The sequence below is a fragment of the Bifidobacterium pseudolongum subsp. pseudolongum DSM 20099 genome (assembly GCF_000771225.1).
Classification (GTDB): Bacteria; Actinomycetota; Actinomycetes; order Actinomycetales; family Bifidobacteriaceae; genus Bifidobacterium; species Bifidobacterium pseudolongum.
The window spans coordinates 1-22,961 of sequence record NZ_JDTZ01000006.1 but is presented as its reverse complement, the minus strand read 5'-3'; the positions used below and the strand labels follow the sequence as shown (position 1 = coordinate 22,961).

At 61.7% G+C, this 22,961-nt stretch carries 17 protein-coding genes; 14 read left to right on the top strand and 3 right to left on the bottom strand.

From position 1 onward, the window contains the following. Positions 1-660: 660 nt before the first annotated feature. Entirely contained in the window at positions 661-1,131 is a 471-nt protein-coding gene (locus tag OU02_RS06120; RefSeq protein ID WP_274518171.1) for a very short patch repair endonuclease, read from the bottom strand. A gap of 155 nt (positions 1,132-1,286) precedes the next feature. Between OU02_RS06120 and OU02_RS06115 the strand changes: the two genes are divergently transcribed. From OU02_RS06115 to OU02_RS06070, 11 genes are all read left to right on the top strand, one after another. After that, complete coding sequence (locus tag OU02_RS06115; protein ID WP_004218203.1) at positions 1,287-1,853, top strand: NADPH-dependent FMN reductase; 567 nt, start codon at positions 1,287-1,289, stop codon at positions 1,851-1,853. Positions 1,854-2,110: 257 nt separating this feature from the next. After that, positions 2,111-2,662 carry a MarR family winged helix-turn-helix transcriptional regulator gene (locus OU02_RS06110; RefSeq protein WP_033489382.1) on the top strand — a complete coding sequence of 184 codons (552 nt, stop codon included), beginning with the start codon at positions 2,111-2,113 and terminating at the stop codon, positions 2,660-2,662. Then, positions 2,659-4,632 carry an ABC transporter ATP-binding protein gene (locus tag OU02_RS06105; protein ID WP_004218201.1) on the top strand — a complete coding sequence of 658 codons (1,974 nt, stop codon included), beginning with the start codon at positions 2,659-2,661 and terminating at the stop codon, positions 4,630-4,632. The genes OU02_RS06110 and OU02_RS06105 overlap by 4 nt, the downstream gene beginning before the upstream one ends. A gap of 68 nt (positions 4,633-4,700) precedes the next feature. Continuing rightward, positions 4,701-6,707 carry an ABC transporter ATP-binding protein gene (locus tag OU02_RS06100; RefSeq protein ID WP_171021305.1) on the top strand — a complete coding sequence of 669 codons (2,007 nt, stop codon included), beginning with the start codon at positions 4,701-4,703 and terminating at the stop codon, positions 6,705-6,707. Between the two features lie 158 nt (positions 6,708-6,865). Then, positions 6,866-7,078 (top strand): hypothetical protein, encoded by a 213-nt coding sequence (locus OU02_RS06095; RefSeq protein ID WP_004218199.1) that lies wholly within the window; start codon positions 6,866-6,868, stop codon positions 7,076-7,078. 239 nt (positions 7,079-7,317) lie between these two features. Further along, positions 7,318-7,608, top strand: a complete 291-nt coding sequence (locus OU02_RS06090) for a hypothetical protein (protein ID WP_004218197.1) — start codon at positions 7,318-7,320, stop codon at positions 7,606-7,608. 27 nt (positions 7,609-7,635) lie between these two features. Next, the gene (locus tag OU02_RS06085) at positions 7,636-8,406 is read left to right on the top strand and encodes a tyrosine-protein phosphatase (protein WP_033489380.1); all 771 of its coding nucleotides are present in this window, start codon (positions 7,636-7,638) and stop codon (positions 8,404-8,406) included. Positions 8,407-8,588: 182 nt separating this feature from the next. Then, entirely contained in the window at positions 8,589-8,756 is a 168-nt protein-coding gene (locus OU02_RS08890; protein WP_004218194.1) for a hypothetical protein, read from the top strand. A 444-nt stretch (positions 8,757-9,200) separates the two neighbouring features. After that, positions 9,201-12,521, top strand: coding sequence for a mupirocin-resistant isoleucine--tRNA ligase (ileS, locus tag OU02_RS06080; protein ID WP_274518172.1), 3,321 nt, complete (start codon positions 9,201-9,203; stop codon positions 12,519-12,521). A 628-nt stretch (positions 12,522-13,149) separates the two neighbouring features. Then, the gene (locus OU02_RS06075) at positions 13,150-14,385 is read left to right on the top strand and encodes a hypothetical protein (protein WP_022542999.1); all 1,236 of its coding nucleotides are present in this window, start codon (positions 13,150-13,152) and stop codon (positions 14,383-14,385) included. A gap of 2 nt (positions 14,386-14,387) precedes the next feature. Further along, on the top strand, positions 14,388-15,086 hold the full coding sequence (locus OU02_RS06070; protein WP_022542998.1) for a PspA/IM30 family protein: 699 nt from the start codon (positions 14,388-14,390) through the stop codon (positions 15,084-15,086). Positions 15,087-15,192: 106 nt separating this feature from the next. Here the strand turns inward: OU02_RS06070 and OU02_RS06065 are convergent, their stop codons facing one another. Both OU02_RS06065 and OU02_RS06060 read right to left on the bottom strand, forming a co-directional pair. Beyond that, entirely contained in the window at positions 15,193-16,650 is a 1,458-nt protein-coding gene (locus OU02_RS06065; protein ID WP_004218188.1) for an MFS transporter, read from the bottom strand. 6 nt (positions 16,651-16,656) lie between these two features. Next, the gene (locus tag OU02_RS06060; protein WP_033489387.1) at positions 16,657-18,327 is read right to left on the bottom strand and encodes a peptide ABC transporter substrate-binding protein; all 1,671 of its coding nucleotides are present in this window, start codon (positions 18,325-18,327) and stop codon (positions 16,657-16,659) included. A gap of 390 nt (positions 18,328-18,717) precedes the next feature. Between OU02_RS06060 and OU02_RS06055 the strand changes: the two genes are divergently transcribed. Genes OU02_RS06055 through OU02_RS06045 form a run of 3 tightly spaced genes read left to right on the top strand, consistent with a single transcriptional unit; the run spans position 18,718 to position 22,926 of the window. Continuing rightward, positions 18,718-19,347: a hypothetical protein gene (locus OU02_RS06055; RefSeq protein ID WP_033489385.1), complete on the top strand. Its 630-nt coding sequence runs from the start codon at positions 18,718-18,720 to the stop codon at positions 19,345-19,347. 52 nt (positions 19,348-19,399) lie between these two features. Next, positions 19,400-20,926, top strand: coding sequence for a basic amino acid/polyamine antiporter (locus OU02_RS06050; RefSeq protein WP_033489376.1), 1,527 nt, complete (start codon positions 19,400-19,402; stop codon positions 20,924-20,926). A 29-nt stretch (positions 20,927-20,955) separates the two neighbouring features. Next, on the top strand, positions 20,956-22,926 hold the full coding sequence (locus OU02_RS06045; protein ID WP_033489375.1) for an elongation factor G: 1,971 nt from the start codon (positions 20,956-20,958) through the stop codon (positions 22,924-22,926). Positions 22,927-22,961 lie beyond the last annotated feature (35 nt).

Sequence of the window (22,961 nt, the reverse complement as noted above, 5' to 3'; positions counted from 1 at the left end):
CGCCGTTGTCTAAATGAAAGTGCAACACTGTTGTCAGGCTTGTAAGTGTAGCAGTTCGTCAATGAAGGCTTCGGCTGGTCCGGGTCAAAATGCACCTACCACTCTTATCGTCTGTTACCGCCTTCTGGGATGGCAGCAGTTTCTGTTTTTGCTACGGGTAGTGTTCTTTCTGCTACGGGTAGTGCTTTTCTGGCGCACTCGTCACTATGATCCGCCATATTTCAACGATTGTAGGTGGAGGCTACGCGAGGAACCACTACCCGTAGCGGGAGGAGCACTACCCGTAGTGAAGAAGGCACTACCCGTAGCGGTGGTAGTGCCACGGCCATGTCGAATTCGCCGTTTATGTCACCCGCATGGCTGTTGGTGTCTATGGTCAGACATCAGCAGCCATATGGGACGCGATTATTGGACTCCCGTGACTGACCTCAGCCATCAACTACCATCTCCGGCGACTCCTACGGGTTTTCATGGGTGAGCTCAGACGCCAACAGCCATCACTGAACTTCGTGACGGGGCAGATTGCACGACAACGCTCTAGAGAGGGCGATCGAGTAACCGAACATGCGTATTGGCGCATAGCCTCAAGCGTGGAAGTGACACTGCAGCAATCCGCGCCTGCCGCCTAGATGTTAGCACCTGCGCGCAGCCCCCACAAATCTACACCCCTTCCGCAATCTGCCCCACAAGTCGCTCGAGCCGCGCTTCGCGTGCGTCGCCGCGCAGCTCGCATTCCCACACGTCGATCACGCGCCACCCCATCTGCCGCAGCTGCTCGTGCTGCCGGCGGTCGCGGTCTCGGTTGCGCGTGAGCTTCGCCGTCCAGAACTCCACATTCGACTTCGGCATATGGAACGACTCGCACCCCTCGTGCATGTGCCAGAAACAGCCGTTCACAAACACGATTGTGCGGTACTTGGGCAGCACGATGTCGGGGTGCCCGGGGTACCGCTTGTCGTTTTTGCGGAATCTGAACCCGCGCGCGAACAGATAGGAGCGCACCGTCTTCTCGATCGACGTGTCTTTGCCGCGGATGCGCGACATGGTGTAGCTGCGCGTGCCGCGCGCGTACGGGGACTCTGGGTGCGAGGGGGATTGTGCCACGCCACCAGTATCGCCCGGGCAGTGGATCGTCCGCGCATACCATTGCGCGCCCTTCCGCGCTTTGTTCACTTGTGGCTATTTCCGGGTGCGCCGCACACGTCGACGCACCATGATGGATACCAGTTCACAGCTCCGGGCCATGCATGACCACCATGCCGCCGGCCGGGGCATAAGGAGGAGACATGGCAGACAAGCCGACTATTGCGTTTGTTGAGACTTCGCTCACCGACGGTTCGTTCGAGGCGGACCTCGCGAAGGAGATCATGGGCATTGTGGGCGACCGCGCCGAAGCGATCACCATTGATTACGAGGATCTGCCGCTCGCCGGCGAAGACCCGGAGTATCCGCTTCCGGAAGCCGCGCTCGCCGTACGCGACAAGCTGGGCAATGCGGACGCCGTGTGGGTCGTCGTCTCCGAGTACAAGAAGGAGATTCCGGATTCGCTGCGCAACCTGTTCGACTGGCTGTCGCTGCCGTCCACGAAGGATGAAGAAGGCAAGAACGTCCTCGACCAGAAGCCGGTCGCGATTTCCGGTGTCGGCGGTTTCGAGGAGCTGCATCCGCGCATCATGGTCGGCGATCTGCTGGAGGACGCCGGCATGCGCCTCTTCCCGGTCGAGGTCGGTCTGTCCGTGCCGGACGAGGCCGTCGAGACCGGCGACTGGGCGATGACTGGTGCCGATCAAGAGGCGCTGCGCACGCAGGCCGATGACTTCCTGACCTTCGTTTCCGAAAACGAAGTCAAGTGAATCCACTGATGTGACGGGTCGGCAGTAGTCACTGGCCCATCATGTGCGCGATCCGCGACCTGCGTGCTGTAGGGCGCGGATCGCTTGCATATGTGGAGGCGGTGACGCGCGATTGTTGCACGGGTTCACTGTCGGCATAGTCTAGTTGTATCTGCAACTGTTGTATACGGAACAATCTATAGTGTTCTGTTGCAGTAGCGACGTTGTGGCATCGCAATATTCCCGCGTCGAAATATCACGGCAAGAGGAGAGCGCGCATGGACCGGGTGCAAGGTGTGAATTCGCCGGGCATGCTGCGCCCGAGCCTCGAAATCAAGGCGCTCCACAATCTCATCGGCCGGTATTGGAACGGCATTGTGCCCCCGGACTCCATGATGTCGGGCGCCAACATGCCCATCGTGCAGTATCTGCACGAACACCGCGATTCGGATGTGTTCCAATACGACATCGAACGGGCGTTCTCCATCACTCGCTCCACCGCGTCGCGAGTGCTCGGACTCATGGAAAAGAAGGGTCTGATCACGCGTTCCGCCGTCGATTGGGATGCGCGCGTGCGCAAGATCGAGCTCACGCCCACCGCGTCCGACCTTGTTGTGGAGATCATGCGCGCCGCGCACCAGTTGGAGACGACGCTGTTCACTGGATTCACCCCGGACGAGCAGGAACGGTTCATGGACGACCTTGCCCGCATGCGTGCCAATTTGGTGGAGACCGGGCTTGTCGGCTCCGAGCGCACGGCGGTTGAGCCGGCCACACGTACCAGGCAAGACACCACACACCAGCAGCAGAAAGGAGATGAGGCAGCATGAGCACTACCACGGCAACTGACACCACGCCATCTAAGGCGCATGTCATCAGGACATTGGCGAAGTCCCTTCGGGAATACCGCACGGCGAGCCTGCTTTCGCCGCTATTCGTCATTGTTGAGGCGGTCATAGAGATCGCCATCCCCACCGTCATCGCGATTCTTATCGATAAGGGCATCAGCGGCAAATCCATGCCGGACATCTGGAAGTACGGCGGCATCCTGATCGCCTGCGCGGTCGTGTCGTTGTGCGCGGGCTTCCTGTCCGGTCGGTTCGCGGCCATCGGTTCCTCCGGTTTTGCCAAGAACCTGCGCCATGACGAGTTCGAGAAGGTGCAGCAGTTCAGCTTCGCGAACATCGACCGTTTTTCGACGGGCTCGATCATCACCAGGCTCACGACCGACGTGACGAACGTGCAGAACGCGTACCAGATGCTCATCCGCGTCGGCATGCGCGCGCCGATCATGCTCATCGTCGCATGGATCTTCGCGTTCCGCATCAGCCCGCAGATCTCCATGGTGTTCCTCGCGTGCATCCCTGTGCTCGCGGTCGGCCTGTTCGGCCTGATCATCGTCGTGCACCCGATCTTCGAACGCGTCTTCCACACGTACGATGAGCTCAACAACGTCGTCGACGAGAACCTGCAGGGCGTGCGCGTCGTCAAGTCCTTCAATCGTGAGGATTTCGAAGGCAAGAAGTTCGGCCGCATCTCACTCAAGATCTACGAGCAGTTCTGCAAGGCGGAGAAGCTGTTGTCGATCAACTCGCCGCTGTTCAACCTGTGCATGTACGCGTCGCTCATCGCGATCGCATGGGTCGGCGCGCGCCAGATCGTCGCGTCCGGCAACAACGCCGCGCTCGGCTTGACGACGGGCGACCTGACCGCGCTCGTGACGTACGCGATGCAGATCATGATGGCGATGATGATGCTCTCGATGATTTTCGTCATGGTCATCATCTCGCGCGCATCCGCGGAACGTATCTGTGGCGTGCTCACCGAGGAGAGCACGATCCGCGAGGCGGACGAGCCCATCACGACCGTGGCCGACGGCTCGATCGACTTCGACCATGTGTCGTTCCGCTATTCCGAACACTCTGAACGCCCGGTGCTCGATGACATCGACCTGCACATCCGTTCGGGGCAGACGATCGGCATCGTCGGCGGCACCGGTTCCGCGAAGACGTCGCTTGTGCAGCTCATCCCGCGCCTGTACGATGTCTCCTCCGGCGCGCTCAAAGTGGGCGGCGTCGACGTGCGTGACTACGAACTCGAAGCGTTGCGCGATGAGGTCGCGATGGTGTTGCAGAAGAACGTGCTGTTCGCGGGTACGATCGCGGAAAATCTGCGCTGGGGCAATCCGTACGCGACCGACGAGGAGATTCGCCATGCATGCGAACTCGCGCAGGCCGACGGATTCATCCAGGAATTCCCCGACAAGTACAACACGTACATCGAGCAGGGCGGCACGAATGTCTCCGGCGGCCAGCGGCAGCGCCTGTGCATCGCGCGCGCACTGCTCAAGAAGCCGAAGATCCTGATCCTCGACGATTCGACGTCAGCGGTGGACACCAAGACGGACAAGCTCATCCGCGAAGCGTTCCACCACGAGATCCCGAACACCACGAAGATCATCATCGCGCAGCGCGTCGCGTCCGTCGAGGAATCCGACAAGATCGTCGTTATGCACGAAGGTCGCATCCTCGACCAGGGCACGAACGCGGAATTGCTCGAGCGTTGCGAGGAATACCGCAGCATCTACGAATCGCAGACGCAGCAGCACAGCCAGCAGGACCTCGACAAGGAATCGCAGGACCTGCACGAGGAAGAGGCCGAGGCGAGCGGTTTCGCGACCGACTACAACGAAGACATGCGCACAAGCGACGTCATCGCGCGGCAGAAGGAGCGCGAACGCGAGCAGCAAGCGCATATGGCGCAAGACATCGAAGCAATCAAGGGAGGTGAACAACGATGAGCGCAGCGGCGGCAACGGTGGCACAGACTTCTGCCACCGACAAAGAGACCCTCAATGACGACGCGCGCATGCCCGAGGCGAACGGCGCGCAAGGCATGCCGCGTGAGAAGGCGAAGAAGGGCACCCTCAAGCGACTGCTCAAATACGTGTTCACATACAAGGTGCGCATGGTGGTCATCATCATCGCGATCATCGTGTCCGCAGTCGCGCAGGCGGGGTCGGCATTGTTCCTGCAGGCGTTGATCGACCGGTATATCATGCCGCTTGTAGGGGAGAGCGTCCCGGACTGGGCGCCGCTCATCCAAGCGCTCATCTTCATGGGCATCCTCTACGCGCTCGGCACATTCAGCGCGTGGCTGTACTCGTATCTGCTCGTCGGCGTCGAACAGGGCGTCATGAAGGAGATTCGAGACGAGATGTTCGAACACATGCAGACACTGCCGATCTCGTACTTCGACACGCATGAGCATGGCGACGTGATGAGCCGGTACACGAACGACACCGACACGCTACGCCAGGCGATCAGCCAGTCGCTGCCGCAGATGTTCGCATCCGGTGTGTCCGCGCTTGCGGCGCTCATCGCGATGCTCTACCTGTCGATTCCCTACACGGTCTTCGTCCTTGTGTTCACCGGTCTGCTCCTGCTGCTCATCCGCGTGATCGTGAGCCGTTCGGGCCGCTACTTCGTGGTGCAGCAGCAGGAGCTCGGCGACGTGAACGCCTTCGTCGAGGAGTCGGTCAACGGGCAGAAGGTCATCAAGGTCTTCAACCACGAGGACGCCACACAGGCGTCGTTCGACGACCGCAACGAGCGCCTGTACCACGCCAGCGCGAGCGCGAACACCTACGGCAACGTGCTGATGCCGGTCGTCGGCAACATGGGCTATCTGCTCTATGTGCTCTCCGCGATCTTCGGCGGCCTCGCCGCGCTTGGCAATTGGGGCAACCTGAGCTTCTCCGGAGCCGCGTTCACGATTGGCACGATCATCTCGCTGCTCACGCTGTCGCGGTCCTTCGTGAACCCGATCGGCCAGGTCTCGCAGCAGATGACGATGGTCATGATGGCGCTCGCCGGCGCCTCGCGCATCTTCGCGCTGATGGACGAGCCGTCCGAGCAAGACAATGGCACGGTCACGCTCGTCAACGTCGAGCTCGCGTCGGACGGCCGCACGATGACGGAGACGCCGAAGAAGACCGGTCACTGGGCGTGGAAGCGCGAGGCGAGCGACGACGGCACGCGTTCGCGCGAAGCCGCGAAGAGGCTCAGCAAACGCGCGGCCGAAGTGGCCGAGGAGGCGCATGAGGAGGCGGTCACGTCGGCCGACGGCAGGCTTACGCTGCTGCGCGGCGACGTGCGCTTCACCGACGTGACCTTCGGATACAACCCGGACAAGCCAGTGCTGCATGACATCACGTGGTTCGCGAAGCCTGGCCAGAAGATCGCGCTTGTGGGCGCGACCGGCGCCGGCAAGACGACGATCACGAACCTCATCAACCGTTTCTACGACATCCAGGAAGGCATGATCCTCTACGACGGCATCAACGTCAAGGGCATCAGGAAGCCGGACCTGAGGCGTTCGCTCGGCATCGTGCTGCAGGACGTCAACCTGTTCACCGGCACGGTGATGGACAACATCCGCTATGGCAAGCTCGACGCGACCGATGACGAATGCATCGCCGCGGCGAAGCTCGTCAATGCGGACTCGTTCATCCGCATGCTGCCCGACGGTTACCAGACGGTGCTGTCCGGCGATGGCTCCGGACTGTCGCAAGGCCAGCGCCAGCTCATCTCGATCGCGCGCGCTGCAGTCGCCGATCCGCCGGCGCTCATCCTCGACGAGGCGACATCGTCGATCGACACGCGCACCGAGGAAGTGGTCCAGGCCGGCATGGACAACCTGATGAAGGGGCGCACGGTGTTCGTCATCGCCCACCGCCTGTCCACGGTCAGGAACTCGGATGTCATCATGGTGCTCGACCACGGCCGCATCATCGAACGCGGCTCGCACGACGAGCTCATGGAGGAAAAGGGTGAATACTACCAGCTGTACACTGGCTCGCTCGAACTCGAGTAGCGGGCCCCGGTAAAGCGAAAGCGCGGCCGTGTGCAATGCACGGCCGCGCTTTGGTATGTGCGGGACGCCGCGCGTGGGGATTTCCCTATCTGCGCAACCGGCGCCGACGTGCTGTAATGGATAACAGGCAACCCGTTTACCAGTAAAGGAAGGTCACCATGGTTGATATGAGCGACAAGATGAAGGAGAACTTCGAAGAGATCAAGGCCCGCATCGACGAGCACAAGGATGATTTCGAAGACATCAAGAAGAGCGTCGGCGATCTGACCGACAAGCTCAAGGACGTCAAGGAAGGCTGGGAGACCTCCCGTGCGGAAAAGGGCGACAAGAAGGAAGTCGCCGAGCACGAAGAGACCCACCAGACCCACTGATCCGCCGAACCGCCCGCGCATGCGCCCCAGCAGGGGAGTGCATGCCGGGCGAATCGACACCGGCGTACGTACGAAGCCCCTTGCCGCACATAGGCAAGGGGCTTCCTTATACGCTGGGCCCGCACGCATGTTCCCCACTGGGCAAAGTCCGCCGGGCGCCCCTTTTGTACGAGGCTATAGTGGGGGGATAGGAAGCGGGTGCGACACGCACCTGCGCCGCTCTCGAGATTGGAGCCATCATGGCAGAGCAACAGAACATTCCAGACACCAACACACACGAAGGCCTTGGCGCGGTGAGCGCCGATCAGGTCAAGCAGATGGAGCAGATTGTCAGCGACACTGACCATCCGTACACCGACCCGATCACCGGCAAGCCGAATGAGGACATTCCGGAAAACGAGGTGGGTGTGAGCGATGCCTCCAAGGAAGCCAAGCAGGATGCGGCGCAACGCGAGGAGCTCGCAATCGACCGCCCCGAGGAGACCGACAACGAAAACCAGTGGGAAGACCCGTATCTCGAAGACAAGTGAGTCGCTGACCCACCTGAGAGGAGCCCTATGCGCGTAGTGTCACGCAAACTGCCGTTGCCCACCGTGGAGAACTGCCGCGATCTGGGCGGCATCCACACGGAGCAAGGGCGCATGGTGCGCCCGGGACTGCTGGTGCGCTCGGCGAACCTGCACGATGCGCGCCATGACGACCTGGAGACGCTGGCGCATAGGGGCATCTCGAACGTCATCGATTTGCGCACCGATCCCGAACGCGACCTGAAGCCAGACCGCCTGCTCGAGGATTGGTCGTTCTACGCACTGCCCACGTTCCGCGAGACGAAGGCGCTGCGTTTGCAGCTGCGCGACATCGTCACCCGCCCGGGCACGTTCATCGAGGACCTCTACCCGCGCCTCGTGCTCGACGACGCCGCGGTCGCGTGCTGGAAGCGGATGTTCCGCCTGCTCATCGACGAGCCGGGCGGCTACCTGTTCCACTGCACACAGGGCAAGGATCGCACCGGCATCGCGGCGGCACTCATTCTGGCCGCGCTGGAAGTGCCTGAAGACGTGATCCGCGACGATTACCTGCAGACCAACCTCTACATGTCCACGGAAATGCCGACGTTCGTCGACACCTTCGAAGCACTGCTCGGCCCCAAGGCCCATGCGGACATCGACGAGTTCCTCGTCGCCTCGCCGCTCTATTTCCAGACGTATATCGACGCCACTGCATCGTTCGGCGGCCCCGTCGGCTACCTGCGTACGGCGATTGGGCTCAGTGAGGCCGACCTGCGTGCACTGCGCGATTTCTACCTCACCGATGACGCAAGTAACTGAAGCGCTTATGGCGTTGTGCTGATTGGGAAAACGTGAGACGCTGCGCGTGGGGCAGTGGAAAAGACGCTATAGTGAGCATATCGTCATCGACGACGAGAGTCGATTGTTAAGGAGAAACCGAACCCAAGAAAGCGGAAGGACTCGAGGGACTCGACGCCGCACAAGTCGAAGAACTTCAAGAGGTGGTCAGCGAAACGGACAAGCCGCAGGCCGATCCGGCAACCGGCGAGCCGGAAGTGGACGCCGAGGGTTGTGCAACCGCCCACAAGCACAAGGTCGCCGAACAGAACGAGAAAGACCTGCTGTTCGAGTCCGCGGACACCTGGCAGCACATGGAAGTCCCCGAGTGACCGATGGCACATAGTGCCGCGAACACCAGACCAACCATCATTCGTGTTCCCCTGCAATGGCCCGCCCATCGAGCCGCCCCATTCCCCAGGGCACACCACGCCGCATGCGTGAGGGTGTGTGAGTCGAACGGAAGGCGTGCCGGGGTGGGTCATTCGTGTTTCGGGGTCGCATTCGTTCCCGCGTTGCTGGTATAGTGGCGCACGAAACCAGGCAGTGATCCGTCATCAGCGGGGAGCCTTCGGAAGAACAGCCGGGCGGGGCGCCGCCCGACCCAGTAGAACCGACGGGGTCGGCCCGTACAGCCGAACACAAGCGGTCACGCGTGCATGCACGCCCGCGTGGCAAGCGAGGTGGTACCGCGGTGGCGCGGGGGTTGGCAAGCAATCCGCCCGGAGCCATCGTCCTCGCAGGAAAAGACAGATCCTGCAAGATGAGGAGCAATGGTGAGCGAAACACCACAGCACGTGTATCCCAAGGCATCGGTCGGCGAACAAAGCGCGAACGTCGCGCCGAATCCCGACTTCCCGCAGCTCGAACAAGATGTGCTGCGTTATTGGGACACCAACGGCACCTTCCAGAAATCCATCGACGAAAACCCCAGCGGCGAGCACAGCTCGAATGAGTTCGTGTTCTTCGACGGCCCGCCCTTTGCGAACGGACTGCCGCACTACGGCCATCTGCTCACCGGCTACGCCAAAGACGTGGTGCCGCGCTACCAGACCATGAAGGGCCGGCGCGTCAACCGCGTGTTCGGCTGGGACACGCACGGCCTGCCCGCCGAACTTGAAGCGCAGAAGGAGCTCGGCATCGACTCGGTCGACCAGATCGAGCAGATGGGCATCGACAAATTCAACGACGCCTGCCGCGCCTCCGTGCTCAAATACGTGAACGAATGGCGTGACTATGTGCACCGCCAGGCGCGCTGGGTCGATTTTGAACACGGCTACAAGACACTCGACATCCCATACATGGAGTCGGTCATGTGGGCGTTCAAGACGCTGTACGAGAAAGGCCTGGCATACAAGGGCTACCGCGTGCTGCCGTACTGCCCGAAGGACCAGACGCCGCTGTCCGCGCACGAGCTGCGCATGGACGCCGACGTGTACCAGGACCGTCAGGACACGACCGTTTCGGTCGCGGTGAAGCTGCGTGACGAAGACGACGCCTACGCGGTGTTCTGGACCACCACTCCGTGGACCGTGCCCACGAACTTCGCGATTGTGGTGGGCGCCGACATCGATTACGTGGAGGTGCGCCCCAAGGAAGGCAAGTTCGCCGGCAAGAAGTTCTACTTCGCCAAGGCCTTGCTCGGTTCCTACAACAAGGAGCTCGGCGAGGACTATGAGGTGGTGCGCGAGCTCAAGGGCTCCGACATGGTGGGCTGGCGCTACTACCCGGTCTTCCCGTATTTCGCGGGCGAGCAGGCCACGGCCGAAGGCGGCACCCCCGGTCCGAACGCCTACCAGATCCTGACCGCCGATTACGTCGACACCACGGAAGGCACCGGCTTGGTGCATCAGGCACCATACGGCGAAGACGATATGAACACGCTCAACGCCCACGGCATCGCGAGCGTCGATGTGCTCGACTCTGGCTGCCGCTTCACGTCGCTGTGCCCGGACTACGAAGGCATGTTCGTGTTCGACGCGAACCTGCCGATCCTGCGCAATCTGCGCGCCGGCGACGGCCCGCTCGCGCAGATGCCCGAAGACCAGCGCGCGCTGCTGTTCCAGGAGAAGAGCTACGTGCACTCCTACCCGCACTGCTGGCGTTGCGGCACGCCACTCATCTACAAGCCGGTCTCCAGCTGGTTCGTTTCGGTGACGAAGATCAAGCCGCGCCTGCTCGAGCTCAACCAGGAGATCAACTGGATCCCGGATAACGTCAAGGACGGCCAGTTCGGCAAGTGGCTTTCCAATGCCCGCGACTGGTCGATCTCACGCAACCGCTTCTGGGGTTCGCCGATCCCGGTGTGGGTGAGCGACGACCCGAAATACCCGCGCGTCGACGTCTACGGTTCGCTTGACGAGCTCAAGGCCGATTTCGGTGACTACCCGCGTGACCACGAGGGCAACATCAACATGCACCGCCCGTATATCGACGAGCTGACGCGTCCGAACCCCGACGACCCGACCGGCAAGTCGACGATGCACCGCATCTCCGACGTGCTGGACTGCTGGTTCGAGTCCGGTTCGATGCCGTTCGCCCAGTACCATTACCCGTTCGAGAACAAGGAGTATTTCGAGCAGCACTTCCCGTCCGACTTCATCGTCGAATACATTGGCCAGACCCGTGGCTGGTTCTACCTGCTGCACGTCATGGCGACCGCGCTGTTCGACAAGCCGGCGTTCAAGAACGTGATCTGTCACGGCATTGTGCTCGGTGACGACGGCCAGAAGATGAGCAAGCATCTGCGCAATTACCCCGACGTCAACGGCGTGTTCGACAAGTATGGTTCCGACGCGATGCGCTGGTTCCTGATGAGCTCGCCGATCCTGCGCGGCGGCAATCTCATCGTCACGTCCGAGGGCATCCGTGACACGGTGCGCCAGATCATGCTGCCCGTGTGGAGCTCGTACTACTTCTTCACGTTGTATGCGAACGCCGCGAACAACGGACAGGGCTACGACGCGCGCGAACTGACCGCGGATGAGGTGCCGGGCCTGCCGCAGATGGACCGCTATCTGCTCGCCCGCACGCGCAAGCTCATCGCACAGGTGAGCGCGCATATGGACGCGTTTGAGATCTCCGACGCGTGCGACGAGGTCTCCGACTTCATCGACATGCTCACCAACTGGTATATCCGCAACACGCGCGACCGGTTCTGGAATGAGGACGAGAACGCGTTCAACACGCTGTACACCGTGCTCGAGGCGTTCATGCGCGTGCTCGCCCCGCTGGCCCCGATGGAGGCGGAGACGGTGTGGCGCGGCCTGACTGGCGGTGAATCCGTGCATCTGGGCGACTGGCCGTACCTGACCGACCCCGCCACCGGCGAAGACACCGCGCTGGGCCGTGTGCTCGTGGAGGACGGCGATCTGGTGGCCGCGATGGACAAGGTGCGTGAGGTCGTCTCCGCCACGCTGTCACTGCGCAAGGCGAAGAAGATGCGTGTGCGCCAGCCGCTCGCCAAGCTCACCGTGGTGGTGGACGAGCCGTCGCAGGTCGACGGCTACGATGCGCTGCTCAAGAGCGAACTCAACATCAAGGATGTGGAATACTCCACGCTCGATGAGGCCGCGGACCACGGGCTCAAGATCATTGACGAACTCAAGGTCAATGCGCGCGCCGCAGGCCCGCGTCTGGGCAAGCAGGTGCAGTTCGCGATCAAGGCCTCCAAGAGCGGGGACTGGCATACGGACCCGGCCACGGGCGATCCGGTCATCGAGACGCCGAACGGTACAATCACACTGCAGGGCGACGAATACGACATCACCCGACGTGTGGAAGAGGCAGACGCCACGGCACGGCGCGATTCCGCATCGTCGATCCTGCCCAGTGGTGGATTCGTGATCCTCGATCTGGAGCTCACCGGTGACCTGATCGCCGAAGGCTATGCGCGAGACGTGGTCCGCGCGGTGCAGGATGCGCGCAAGGAGGCCGGCCTCGAGGTGTCCGACCGCATCGCGCTCACGCTCACGGTGCCTTCCGGTGACCTGCCGAAGGTGGAGCAGTTCCGCGACCTGATCTGCTCGGAGACGCTGTCCACGTCGATGCAGGTTGAGCAAGGCGACGCCCTCGGGGTGCATGTGGCCAAGGCGTGATCCACTGACCACCTGCCCACAGGGCTCGATGACGCCGGTGCGACGCACGAAAAAGTGCGACGCACCGGTGTCATTTTTCGTTCACCTGCAGAGGGAAAAATGAGGATTATTTTTTGCTTATGATGAGGGGTAGCAAGCACAGACTTGGATTCTCTCGATTATGGCGCTTTCGATGAGGAAGAGGTGAATTCTAGTGATTGTTGTAACACCCTCGAGATTTGGAGGTTGCAACGATGGGTTACGAGTTCGATGGCGTGCGGTATGAGAAACTTCGCGACATGCGTGAAACCCGACGCGCGAGATATGTGGGTCTGTTTGAGGCAGGTATGAACTTCACACGGACCGCGCATGCGGGGGGGGGGGCTCCGTGTTCGCGCTTGCGATCGCCGTGGCGATCGTGGTGCGCCGCCGCGCGAAAACGCCGGCGTGGAGTGCGTGCACACTGAGCATGTATAGGGCAACCATGTTCATTGTGCGCAATAAAACGATGAGACAACCGGGTAGCCTGCCGGCACATCGGCTATATTGATACCAATACTCACAACGAGGTTAGGATGTTCACATGCCAAGAGCTGGTGCCGGTTCAGGGTCTGGCCGATCGTCAAGCGGCCACGACGGTGGTTCACGCATGTCCAGCGGGCATCGGCCGAGCATGCCGGGTTCGGGCCGGCGCGCCGGGGGTGGTGGTTCGGCCGGATTCCCGCAGTCCAGCGGGTCCACTGGCTCGGGCGGATTCGATGTGGGCGATCTGTTCCGGGCGGCCGGCATAGGCATGGCAGGTGGCTACAACGCAGGGCGGCGTTCCACCCGCAACCGCTACGGCCGTCGCAGCATGCCATTCCCTGAAGAGATTTTCGACGCGATGGGGCAGCAGCCGAACTACGGCCGCCAGCAGACGCCCGGTCCATATTCGGCAGGCCCCTTCGGCACGGGTGCGCCGGGCGCGGGGCAAGGGCCGTTCTCGCCGGCCGGTGGGCCGCCGGTGGCCCCGCCCACCATGCAAACACCGTTCGGAGGCAACAACAACGGCGGGAAAAAGCCCAATGGAGGGCTCACCGGACTCATGCCACTGATTGGCATCCTGGCCGCGCTCGTCATCTTCCTGCTCATTTTCATGATGCCCAGCTGCTCGAACAATGAGCCCAACCGCAATGATTACAACGTGACGGTGCCGGAAAGCACGTACAACCGCACCAAGCTCGATTCAGGGCTGCCGTACGATTCGAACTGCATCGACGACCAGCTCGGCTGGTTCGAGAACCGCACATCCGCGGCGAAACGCCTCAAGGTGTTCTACGACAAGACCGGCATACAGCCGTACATCCTGTTCGCCAAATACAATCCGCAGCTGAAGACCGATGATGAGAAACAGGCATGGGCGCGCGAATGGTACGACGACCACATCGACAATGAGGACACGCTGCTGTTTGTGTATTTCGCCGAGCAGGACGTGGACAACGACGTTGGGTATATGACGCTCGTCAACGGCAAGCACGTCTCGAGCATCATGGACGCCCAGGCCACTGAGATATTCTGGACGTACCTGGATGAGTACTGGTACAGCGACCGGTCCACCGATGACGCGATCGTGGCCACGTTCGATTCGACTGCGGACCGCATCATGACCAAGACGACCACGAAGAACGATGTGCACAAGTGGGTGATCATCGCAGTCATTGTGATCGGCATTCTTGCCATTGGCGCCGTGATCACATGGATGCTCATCAAACGCAAACGCGAGCACGAGCAGTATGTGGAGCGTATGGTCACCACACCGCTCGAAGAGGCGCGCGATCCGATTTTGGAAAAATATGATCAGGCAGATCACAACGATCAGGTTGGTCAGGAACAGAAAGGACAATAGCCATGGCTATTCTCAAACGATTCGGCGACATCATGCGCGCAAACATCAATGCGCTGCTCGACAAGGCCGAGGATCCGGCGAAGATGGTCGACCAGATGCTGCTTGACCTCAACGAAGACCTCGCGTCGGTCAAGAAGGAGACCGCGAGCGTCATGGCCGCGGCCACCAACGCACGCCAGCAGGTCAACGACTGCAAGGCGGACATCGCCAAGTACGAGGCGGCCGCGAAGGCCGCGGTCAAGGCCGGCAACGACGACGACGCCCGCAAACTGCTCGCCACCAAGCAGCAGTATGAGAGCACGCTCACTTCACTCGAGACCGCCGCCACCGTCGCCGAAGACAATGCGGCGAAGATGCGTCAGATGCACGACAAGCTGGTCAACGACATCAACAGCCTGCAGGCACGCCGTGCCGCGGTGCACGCCAAGGTCTCCGTGGCCAACGCGCAGCAGCACGTCAACGAAGCCACCGAGAAGACCGCCAAGGCCTCCCGTGGCACCGCCGCGTTCGAGCGCATGGAGGAGAAGGCCGACCGCATGCTCAACGAGGCCAACGCCACGGCTGAGCTCAACACGCAGGCAAGCAACGAAGACATCGCCAACAAGTACCTTGCCGGCGGCTCCGCATCGGTGGACGATGAGCTGGCCCGCCTCAAGGCCGAGGTCGGCGTGGAAGAGCAGCAGGAGGCCGCCAACGACTGAAGGGATGCGCAGTCCGCATAAGGATGCCGCATATGCGAATGCCGGGACCCTCGATACGGGTCCCGGCATTCCTTGTACCTCCGTGGCGGAGCCGCTGGCTGGCCGGTTAGGCTGTCTGGTTGATCTTGGCGCGGCCGTGCCTCACCATCTCGCGTGAATACCATACCGACACAAGCAACATGGCCACCTCGAAGATCGCGGCGATGAGGATCGAATGCTGGAAGCCGTTCGCGTATGCGGCATGGCGGTTGACGCCTTCCGCGGTCTGCCTGAGTACATCGGCGGAAAGCACGCCGACGAACAGCGCGGACCCGATCGAACCCGCGATCTGGTTGCCGGTCGAGAAGATCGCGCTCGTGTCGGGCACCGTATTGTCGGGCAGCGCCTCAAGCACCACATCCTTGTCGGGCACGTTGATGAGCGCGTCGCCGACAACCACAACGGATCCGATGAGCACCACGAGCCACGCGATCTTGGTGGGGGCCGCGAAGAACGTGGCGAACAGGCCGATGACCATGAGCAGGAAGCCGCTCGAGACGACCGGCCACATGCCGGAACGGTCCACGGTCTTGCCTCCCACAATCACCGAACCCGAATAGAACAACGTCATGATGAGCAGGAAACAGCCGGCCACGAACGGCGTGTAATCGCACGCGCGCTCCAAGTACAGCGGCAACAGCAACAACACGGCCTGCTGGCCCATCGCGCCGGCCATATACATGAGCACACCAAGCGAGACATACAGATGCTTCATCGGGTGCAGGTCGAGCAATGGCACATCCAAATGGAATTGGCGCACCGCGAACCAGACAAGTACCGCCACACCGGCGATGAGCATCGGCACGGCGAACAGCGGGCGGTGCGTCAGCTCAGAGAAGCCCATCATCAGCGCGGCCAAGCCCACGAACGAGAGCACGATCGACAGCACGTCGATCGGATGCTGCTTGCGCGGTTCGACGTCGAACATGAACTTCGCGCCCATGAGGATCGAGATGATGCCGACCGCCAACGGCACCACATACATCGACGTCAGGCTCACATAGGTCAGGAACACGCCACTGAGCAACGGCGCCACCGCGATGCCCAGACCGATGATGGCGCTGTTGAGCGACACCACACGGCCCGAGATCTTGGCTGGTACCACACGGATGATCACCGTGTTGATTGTTGGGAACATGAGTCCCGACCCAACCGCCTGGATCAGGCGGCTCGTGAGCATCATCGGAAAATTCAGGGAGAACAGGCCAATGAGCGAACTGACGATGAGCAGCACGCGGCTCCAGAAGAACAGTTTCTTCAAGCCGATGCGCGCGAGCACGGTGGCGGCGGTCATCACCGCCGTGGCCGCGACGATCGCATAGCCAACCGTCACCCAGTTGGCTGTGGCGATGCTCACATGGTAGGTTTCCGAGATGTTCGGGAGCGCGACCGCCATCATCACACCGCAGAAGCCGTCGCCGAGCGTGCTGACAATCAGCGTGGCGATGAGCAATTTGACCGATTTCCAACTGTGCTGTTGACCGTCTTTGGCGGTGATCATCTCATCGTTCGCAATTGCTCCCATATGCCATCACTTCGTGATTTCGTTGTACTTCGGTACGCCCATGTAATTGAATCCGACATGCTGCACATGCTCGCCGGCCGCCGCGGTCACATTCGCATACCACAGCGGAATCACCGGCAGATCCTTGAACAGCACCTCTTCAGCCTGATGATAGTAGCTGATCGCATCATCCACGTTGGTTTGGCGCGCAGCGTCATCGATTAGCTTGTCGAAGGCCGTGCTCTTGTAATCGCCGTTGTTCAGGCCCTTGCCGTCGGCCGCTGACGAATCGTAGGCCTGCATCAGGTAGCCTTCCGGATATGGGTAGTCGGACTGCAGGCCCTGCAGGAACGCCGCGTTGATCGTACGGTCGTGGATCGCGCTGCTCAGCTCCTTCTGCGTGGGGATGATGTATGGCTGCGCGTCGATGCCCAAGGCGTTCTTGATGGAGTTCGTGATGCCCTCCACGCGCTGCTTGTCGCCGCTGTCCGCGCTGTAGGCGAGGCGGAACGTGCCGCTCCACGGGCTGATTGCATCGGCCTGGCTCCATAGTTTCCTGGCGGTTTCGGTGTTGTAGTCGAGCACGTCGGCGCCTTTGAGGCTCTTGGAATAACCGGCGATCGTCGGCGCGGTGAAATCGGTAGCCACGGTCGCGGTGCCGTACATCACCTTCTCGATGATGTTGGCGCGGTTCACGGCATGGCTGATCGCGGCGCGACGCAGGCGTCCTTCCTCCCCAGAGAAATGCTTGAGCTTCTGCGGAATGGTGAACGAACGGAACGCCGGACCCGGCTTGTTGAAGGCCTGGATGCCGTTTTCGTGCTGGTATGTGGCGAGCGCGGAGGTGGGGATGGTGTCGATCACGTCGAGATTGCCTGATTCCACATCCGCATACGCGGTTTGCACGTCGGTATAGAGCTCGAAGGTGACGCCGCCGTTCTTGGGTGTGCGCAGTCCGGTGTATTTCGGGTTCGGCACAAGCTGGATGCTCGAATCATGGTCCCATTGCTTGAGCATGTAGGGACCGTTGCCGATCGGGTGTTCGCCGAACGCGTTGACGTCGGCGTATGCGCTTTCGGGGATGGGCAGGAACGCCACGTCGCCCACTTTGTAGGGGAAGGAGGAGTCGGGCGCGTTGAGCGTGACCTGCAGGGTGTGGTCGTCCACCACCTTGAGTCCGCTCAATTGCGCGTCGTTGCCGCCATTGGTGTCTTGCAGCGCGTCATAGCCTTGGATCGTGGAGAAGATCGCGGCGCCGAGCTGCCCGTTCGCGGCGTTCGCTGCGAACGACCAGGCCTTGGCATAGGTCTGCGCGGTGATCTTCTGGCCGTCGGAGAACCGCAGACCGTCGCGCAGTGTGATCGTGTATTGCGAGGCGTCGCTGTTCGGGGTGATCGATTTGGCGTCGGCGTAGATCAGCTTGCCGTCGTCCGAGAACGTGACGAGTCCTTCGAACAGCTGGGTCACGACCTTCCAGCTGGCCATGTCGTTGGTGTTTCCCGGCAACAGGCTGGCGGACGGTTCGACGTTGTTCACTGTGATCACCGAAGCGGTGGCGGTGCCCGACGAGTTTTGTGCGCTGGGGGAACCGGTGCCGCCGCCGGCGCTGCAGCCAGCCAGCAGCATGCCGAGCGCGGCTATGGAAGCGACCGCGGCGGTGGCGTGTGTGGACTGTCGGGAAAAGCGGGAATGGAACAACATGGCACCTCGAATGATCGGATGAACAATGAATTGGTGAATGGGCATGCATGGCATACCTGCATTCAACCTAACATCGGTGGTTCAGTGTGCATAGGGGTTTGGTGCTCCGCGGAAAACGGGAATAATGCGCTCTGCCATGGTGTTTCGACTTTCAGTCGCCCCTATGCAGAATGGTCGAAAACGATGGCCGAATATACGCTTGTAGCTGTGCGGGGCGTGGCGGGGCGGGCAATGCGTTCTAATGGAAATAGGATTATATTTGTTCCCATTGAGGAAACCATATAGCGTGTGGGTCACGCGGCTCAACACCGTGTGATTCACATGGGGAATTATATTGCAACGGTATCCCGCCCCATTTGGAGGCGGGATACCGTATACATGGATGCCATGCCTTCGGAAAACGAACTCACCGCCGCACTGATGCGCCTGTGCGATGATCCGGACGCCCCCGCGCACCTGCATCTGCAAGCAGATGCGAACCATGGGCACGTGGTCACGCTCGACTGCGCCTATGACGCTGAAGGCCTGATCGCCACATTCATGGAACGGTCACCGGACGAAGCTGCCTTGCAGCGGCTGCTGACATCCATGCAAGCGCAGACGCCATCCGCGGCGGCCGCGCGCCGCATCGCCCATGCGTACCAAGACTTCCTCGGCATGGTGGGCAACGCACCCACCATCACAGCCGATATGGTCGAGCAGCGCATCGCCAAGATCGCGCGCATCGCCCTGTCCGGCCCCGGGCCACGCATGGTGTGCCCCGTGCGCGTGTCCGCGAGCGTGGACGACACCCGCGCGTTCGAACTGCATGCTGCGTTCGCGGGCACGCCACCGCGTACGTCCCTGCTTCGATTCCATGGAACGGACGCCAACGGGTTCGCCTGTGCCACGATGTGGCATCTCGAAAACGGGTATGCGTCCTACACCATGCTCGACTACGCTGCCGGTCCGCTCGACGGCATCCTTGTGGACGCCTTGTGCACACTGCGTTTGTATGCGGTGCGCGGCTGGTTGTGATGTATCTGTTACGCTCTGATGTCGGCATGCATGCACGAATAGGAGCGGATTCATGATGGAGGACAATCGGCACGAGGCGGCCCCTGCGCTGGGCTCGCCTTCGCATTCCGGTCACGAAGCAACCAAGGTGGGGTTCGTCGGCCTGTTCGCGCTTGTGGTGTCGGCGATGGTCGGCGGCGGCATCTTCAGCCTGCCGCAGAACATGGCACAGCATGCGTCCGCCGGAGGCCAGATCGTGGCATGGGCGATCACCGGCGTGGGCATGTGGTTCATCGTCAACACGTTCCGCGTGCTCACCAACACCAAACCGCATATGCAAGACGGTCTCTACGCATATGCCCGCACCGGGTTCGGCGATTTCGTCGGCTTCCTCGTGGCCTACGGGTATTGGCTGTGCAACTGTTTCTCACTGGTGGCCTATGGCGTGCTCATCATGTCCACGCTCGACATCTTCATGCCCGGCACGTTCACCAACGGCAACAATGTGGCCGCGACAATCGGCTCGTCGCTGATTCTGTGGCTCATGCTCGCCGTGGCATTGCTCGGCACCAAAACGGGTGCACTGATCAATGTCGCCGGCACCGTGTGCAAGATCATCCCGGTCATCGTGTTCGTGGTGGCCCTCGCCGCCGTATTCAAAACCGGCGTATTCCTGCGTGGGTTCTGGGGGCTGGGGGCCCAAGGCGCGTCACTCGGATTCGACGTGCACCGTATTGGCGCACAGGTGAGCGACTCCATGCTCGTCACCCTATGGCTGTTCATCGGCATGGAAGGCGCGGTCGTGGTCTCCGGTTCGGCGCGCCATCCGCGTGACGTCTCCCGTGCCACAACCGCCGGCTATCTCACCGTGCTCGTGCTCTACATCCTCGTTTCACTGCTGCCGCTCGGCGTATATTCCTCCGGCCAGGTGGCGCGGATGCCCAATCCCTCGATGTCGGTGATCATGGAACAGTGCTTTGGCCAGTGGGGCTCCATCATGGTCAATGCCGGCGTGATCATCTCCGTGGTGTTCGCATGGCTCGTCTGGATGATCATGATCAGCCAGATGCCGTTGTATGCCGCGCGCGATGGCATCTACCCGAGGTCCTTCCTCGCCACCAACCGCTTCGGCGCCCCATCTACCGGCCTGGTGTGGACCGCCGTCACCTGCCAGCTGCTGCTCATTCTCTGCCATTTCGTCAACGGCGACGCCTGGGATGTCATGATCTCTATCACCTCGGTCATGGCGATGCCATGCTACCTGCTGTGCTGCGTGTATCTGTGGAAAATCGCCGTACGTGAGCCCTCGGCATTCCCCAGTGCGGCAGCACGCCGCCGTGCGCTCGCCACCGGCGTGCTCGGCACGCTGTTTTCGCTGTTTCTCGTCTACTCCGCGGGCCTGCGATACCTGATGATGGCGTGCGCGTTGTTCGCGCTTGGACTGCCGCTGCTCGTCATCGCCCGACGGCAGCGGCGCGCGGGCGAACCATGGAACCGTCTGTTCTCGCATAGGGGCTGGGCTGTATTGTCCCTTATCGTGGTGTTGGGCGTGTGCGGCCTTGCCTACACCGTGCACGGCGGCATGTTCGGGGCGGTATGACGCGCGTCATGCGCGGAAAGGAGCGTTCGGTGAAGCGGATCGTAACGGGAATCGTGGCGCATGTGGATGCTGGCAAGACCACCCTGTCCGAAGCGCTGCTGTATGCCACGGGCACCACGCGCAAACTCGGACGCGTGGACCACGGCGACGCGTTCCTCGACACCGACGCGATCGAACGCGCGCGCGGCATCACCATCTACACCGAGCCTGCGGTGATGCGCGTGGGCGATGTGGAGCTCACGATCCTCGACACCCCGGGCCACGTCGATTTCTCCGCCGAAACCGAGCGCACACTGCAGGCGCTCGACTACGCGATCCTCGTGGTGTCTGCAGCCGACGGCGTGCAGGGCCATACACTCACACTGTGGCGGCTGCTGCAGCGCTACCATGTGCCGGTGTTCGTGTTCGTCAACAAGATGGATGCGCCGGGCGCCAGCCGCACGCGCATCCTCGACCAGCTGCACGCGCGCTGTTCGGACGCGTGCATCGACTTCACTGCTGCGGTGGATGGGCTGTCGAGCGATCAGCTTGACGCGCTCGCGATGCAAAGCGAGGCAGCGATGGACGAATACCTCGAGACAGGCGGCATTGACGTGCGCACCGTGCGCGGCATGATTGCCGATGGCGCGGTTGTGCCGGTGTATTTCGGCGCGGCGCTCAAAATGCAGGGCATCAGCGAGTTTCTGGAAGGCTTTGCGTATTTCACGCGTGAACCGCGCTATACCGCCGAATTCGGGGCGTGCGTGTTCAAGATCTCGCACGACCGGCAGGGCAATCGCCTGAGCTGGATCAAAGTGACCGGTGGCGAGCTCACCGCCAAGATGATGCTGTCCGAAGCGGGCGGCGCCGAGAAAGTGGACCAAGTGCGCGTCTACTCCGGTGCGAAATTCACCACGGTCGAGTCGGTGCCCGCGGGCACGGTGTGCGCGGTCACCGGACCGGCGCACACATTCCCCGGCGAAGGGCTCGGCGCGGCGCGCAATGCGGCACAGCCGGTATTGCGGCCGGTGCTCACCTACACACTGCTGCCTGGGGGCAACGATATGCACGCGTGCCTGCAGGCGTTGCGCGAGCTCGAAGACGAGGAGCCGCTCCTGCACGTGGTGTGGCAGGAGCGGCTGCAGGAGGCACATGTGCAGCTCATGGGCGCAGTGCAGCTGGAGATCATCGAACAGCTGATGCATGACCGTTTCGGTCTTGACATCGCCTTCGGCCCGGGGTCGATCCTGTATGCGGAGACGATCACCGCGCCCGGCGAAGGCGTGGGGCATTTCGAACCGTTGCACCATTATGCGGAAGTGCATGTGCTGATCGAGCCCCTCAAGCGGGGGAGTGGCTTGGAGTTCGCCACCGATGTGAGCGAAGACGAGCTCGACCGCAATTGGCAGCGGCTCATCATGCAGCATCTGCAGGAGACCGAGCATCCGGGCGTGCTTATCGGTGCGCCGATCACCGACATGCGGCTGACGCTCATCGGCGGGCGCGGACACCTGAAGCACACCGAAGGCGGCGATTTCCGGCAGGCGACCTACCGCGCGGTGCGTCAGGGACTCATGGAGGCGCGCGAAGCGGGGCATGCCGTGCTGCTCGAACCGTGGTACCGGTTCCGTCTTGAGTTGCCGCAGGAGATGCTCGGGCGCGCGTTGAGCGACGTGCAGCGGATGGGCGGCGAGAGCGCGGCCCCGCAGATTGAGGATGGGCTTGCCGTGGTGGAAGGCGCAGCGCCGGTGAGCGAAATGCGCGACTATGCGATGGATGTGAACGCATATACGCACGGCGAAGGGCGTCTGGCGCTGATGTTCGGCGGATACCGGGAATGCCATGACGAGCAGACGGTCGTGGAGGCGGCGGACTATGACCCCGAGGCCGATCTGGAGCATACGCCGGACTCGGTGTTCTGCGCGCATGGCGCCGGGTACACGGTGAAGTGGTACAAAGTGCCGGAATTCTGCCATGTGCCAATGCGCAGGGGAGTTGGCATAAACCGTCTGGAACAGTGAGAAAAAGAGAGCGGACAACGGGACTCGAACCCGCG

Excerpts from the sequence above, each read along its gene's own strand:
- OU02_RS06115 (WP_004218203.1), top strand. The coding sequence starts at position 1,287 with ATGGCAGACAAGCCGACTATTGCGTTTGTTGAGACTTCGCTCACCGAC.
- OU02_RS06110 (WP_033489382.1), top strand. The coding sequence starts at position 2,111 with ATGGACCGGGTGCAAGGTGTGAATTCGCCGGGCATGCTGCGCCCGAGC.
- OU02_RS06105 (WP_004218201.1), top strand. The coding sequence starts at position 2,659 with ATGAGCACTACCACGGCAACTGACACCACGCCATCTAAGGCGCATGTC.
- OU02_RS06100 (WP_171021305.1), top strand. The coding sequence starts at position 4,701 with ATGCCCGAGGCGAACGGCGCGCAAGGCATGCCGCGTGAGAAGGCGAAG.
- OU02_RS06095 (WP_004218199.1), top strand. The coding sequence starts at position 6,866 with ATGGTTGATATGAGCGACAAGATGAAGGAGAACTTCGAAGAGATCAAG.
- OU02_RS06090 (WP_004218197.1), top strand. The coding sequence starts at position 7,318 with ATGGCAGAGCAACAGAACATTCCAGACACCAACACACACGAAGGCCTT.
- OU02_RS06085 (WP_033489380.1), top strand. The coding sequence starts at position 7,636 with ATGCGCGTAGTGTCACGCAAACTGCCGTTGCCCACCGTGGAGAACTGC.
- OU02_RS06075 (WP_022542999.1), top strand. The coding sequence starts at position 13,150 with ATGTCCAGCGGGCATCGGCCGAGCATGCCGGGTTCGGGCCGGCGCGCC.
- OU02_RS06070 (WP_022542998.1), top strand. The coding sequence starts at position 14,388 with ATGGCTATTCTCAAACGATTCGGCGACATCATGCGCGCAAACATCAAT.
- OU02_RS06065 (WP_004218188.1), bottom strand. The coding sequence starts at position 16,650 with ATGGGAGCAATTGCGAACGATGAGATGATCACCGCCAAAGACGGTCAA.
- OU02_RS06055 (WP_033489385.1), top strand. The coding sequence starts at position 18,718 with ATGCCTTCGGAAAACGAACTCACCGCCGCACTGATGCGCCTGTGCGAT.
- OU02_RS06050 (WP_033489376.1), top strand. The coding sequence starts at position 19,400 with ATGATGGAGGACAATCGGCACGAGGCGGCCCCTGCGCTGGGCTCGCCT.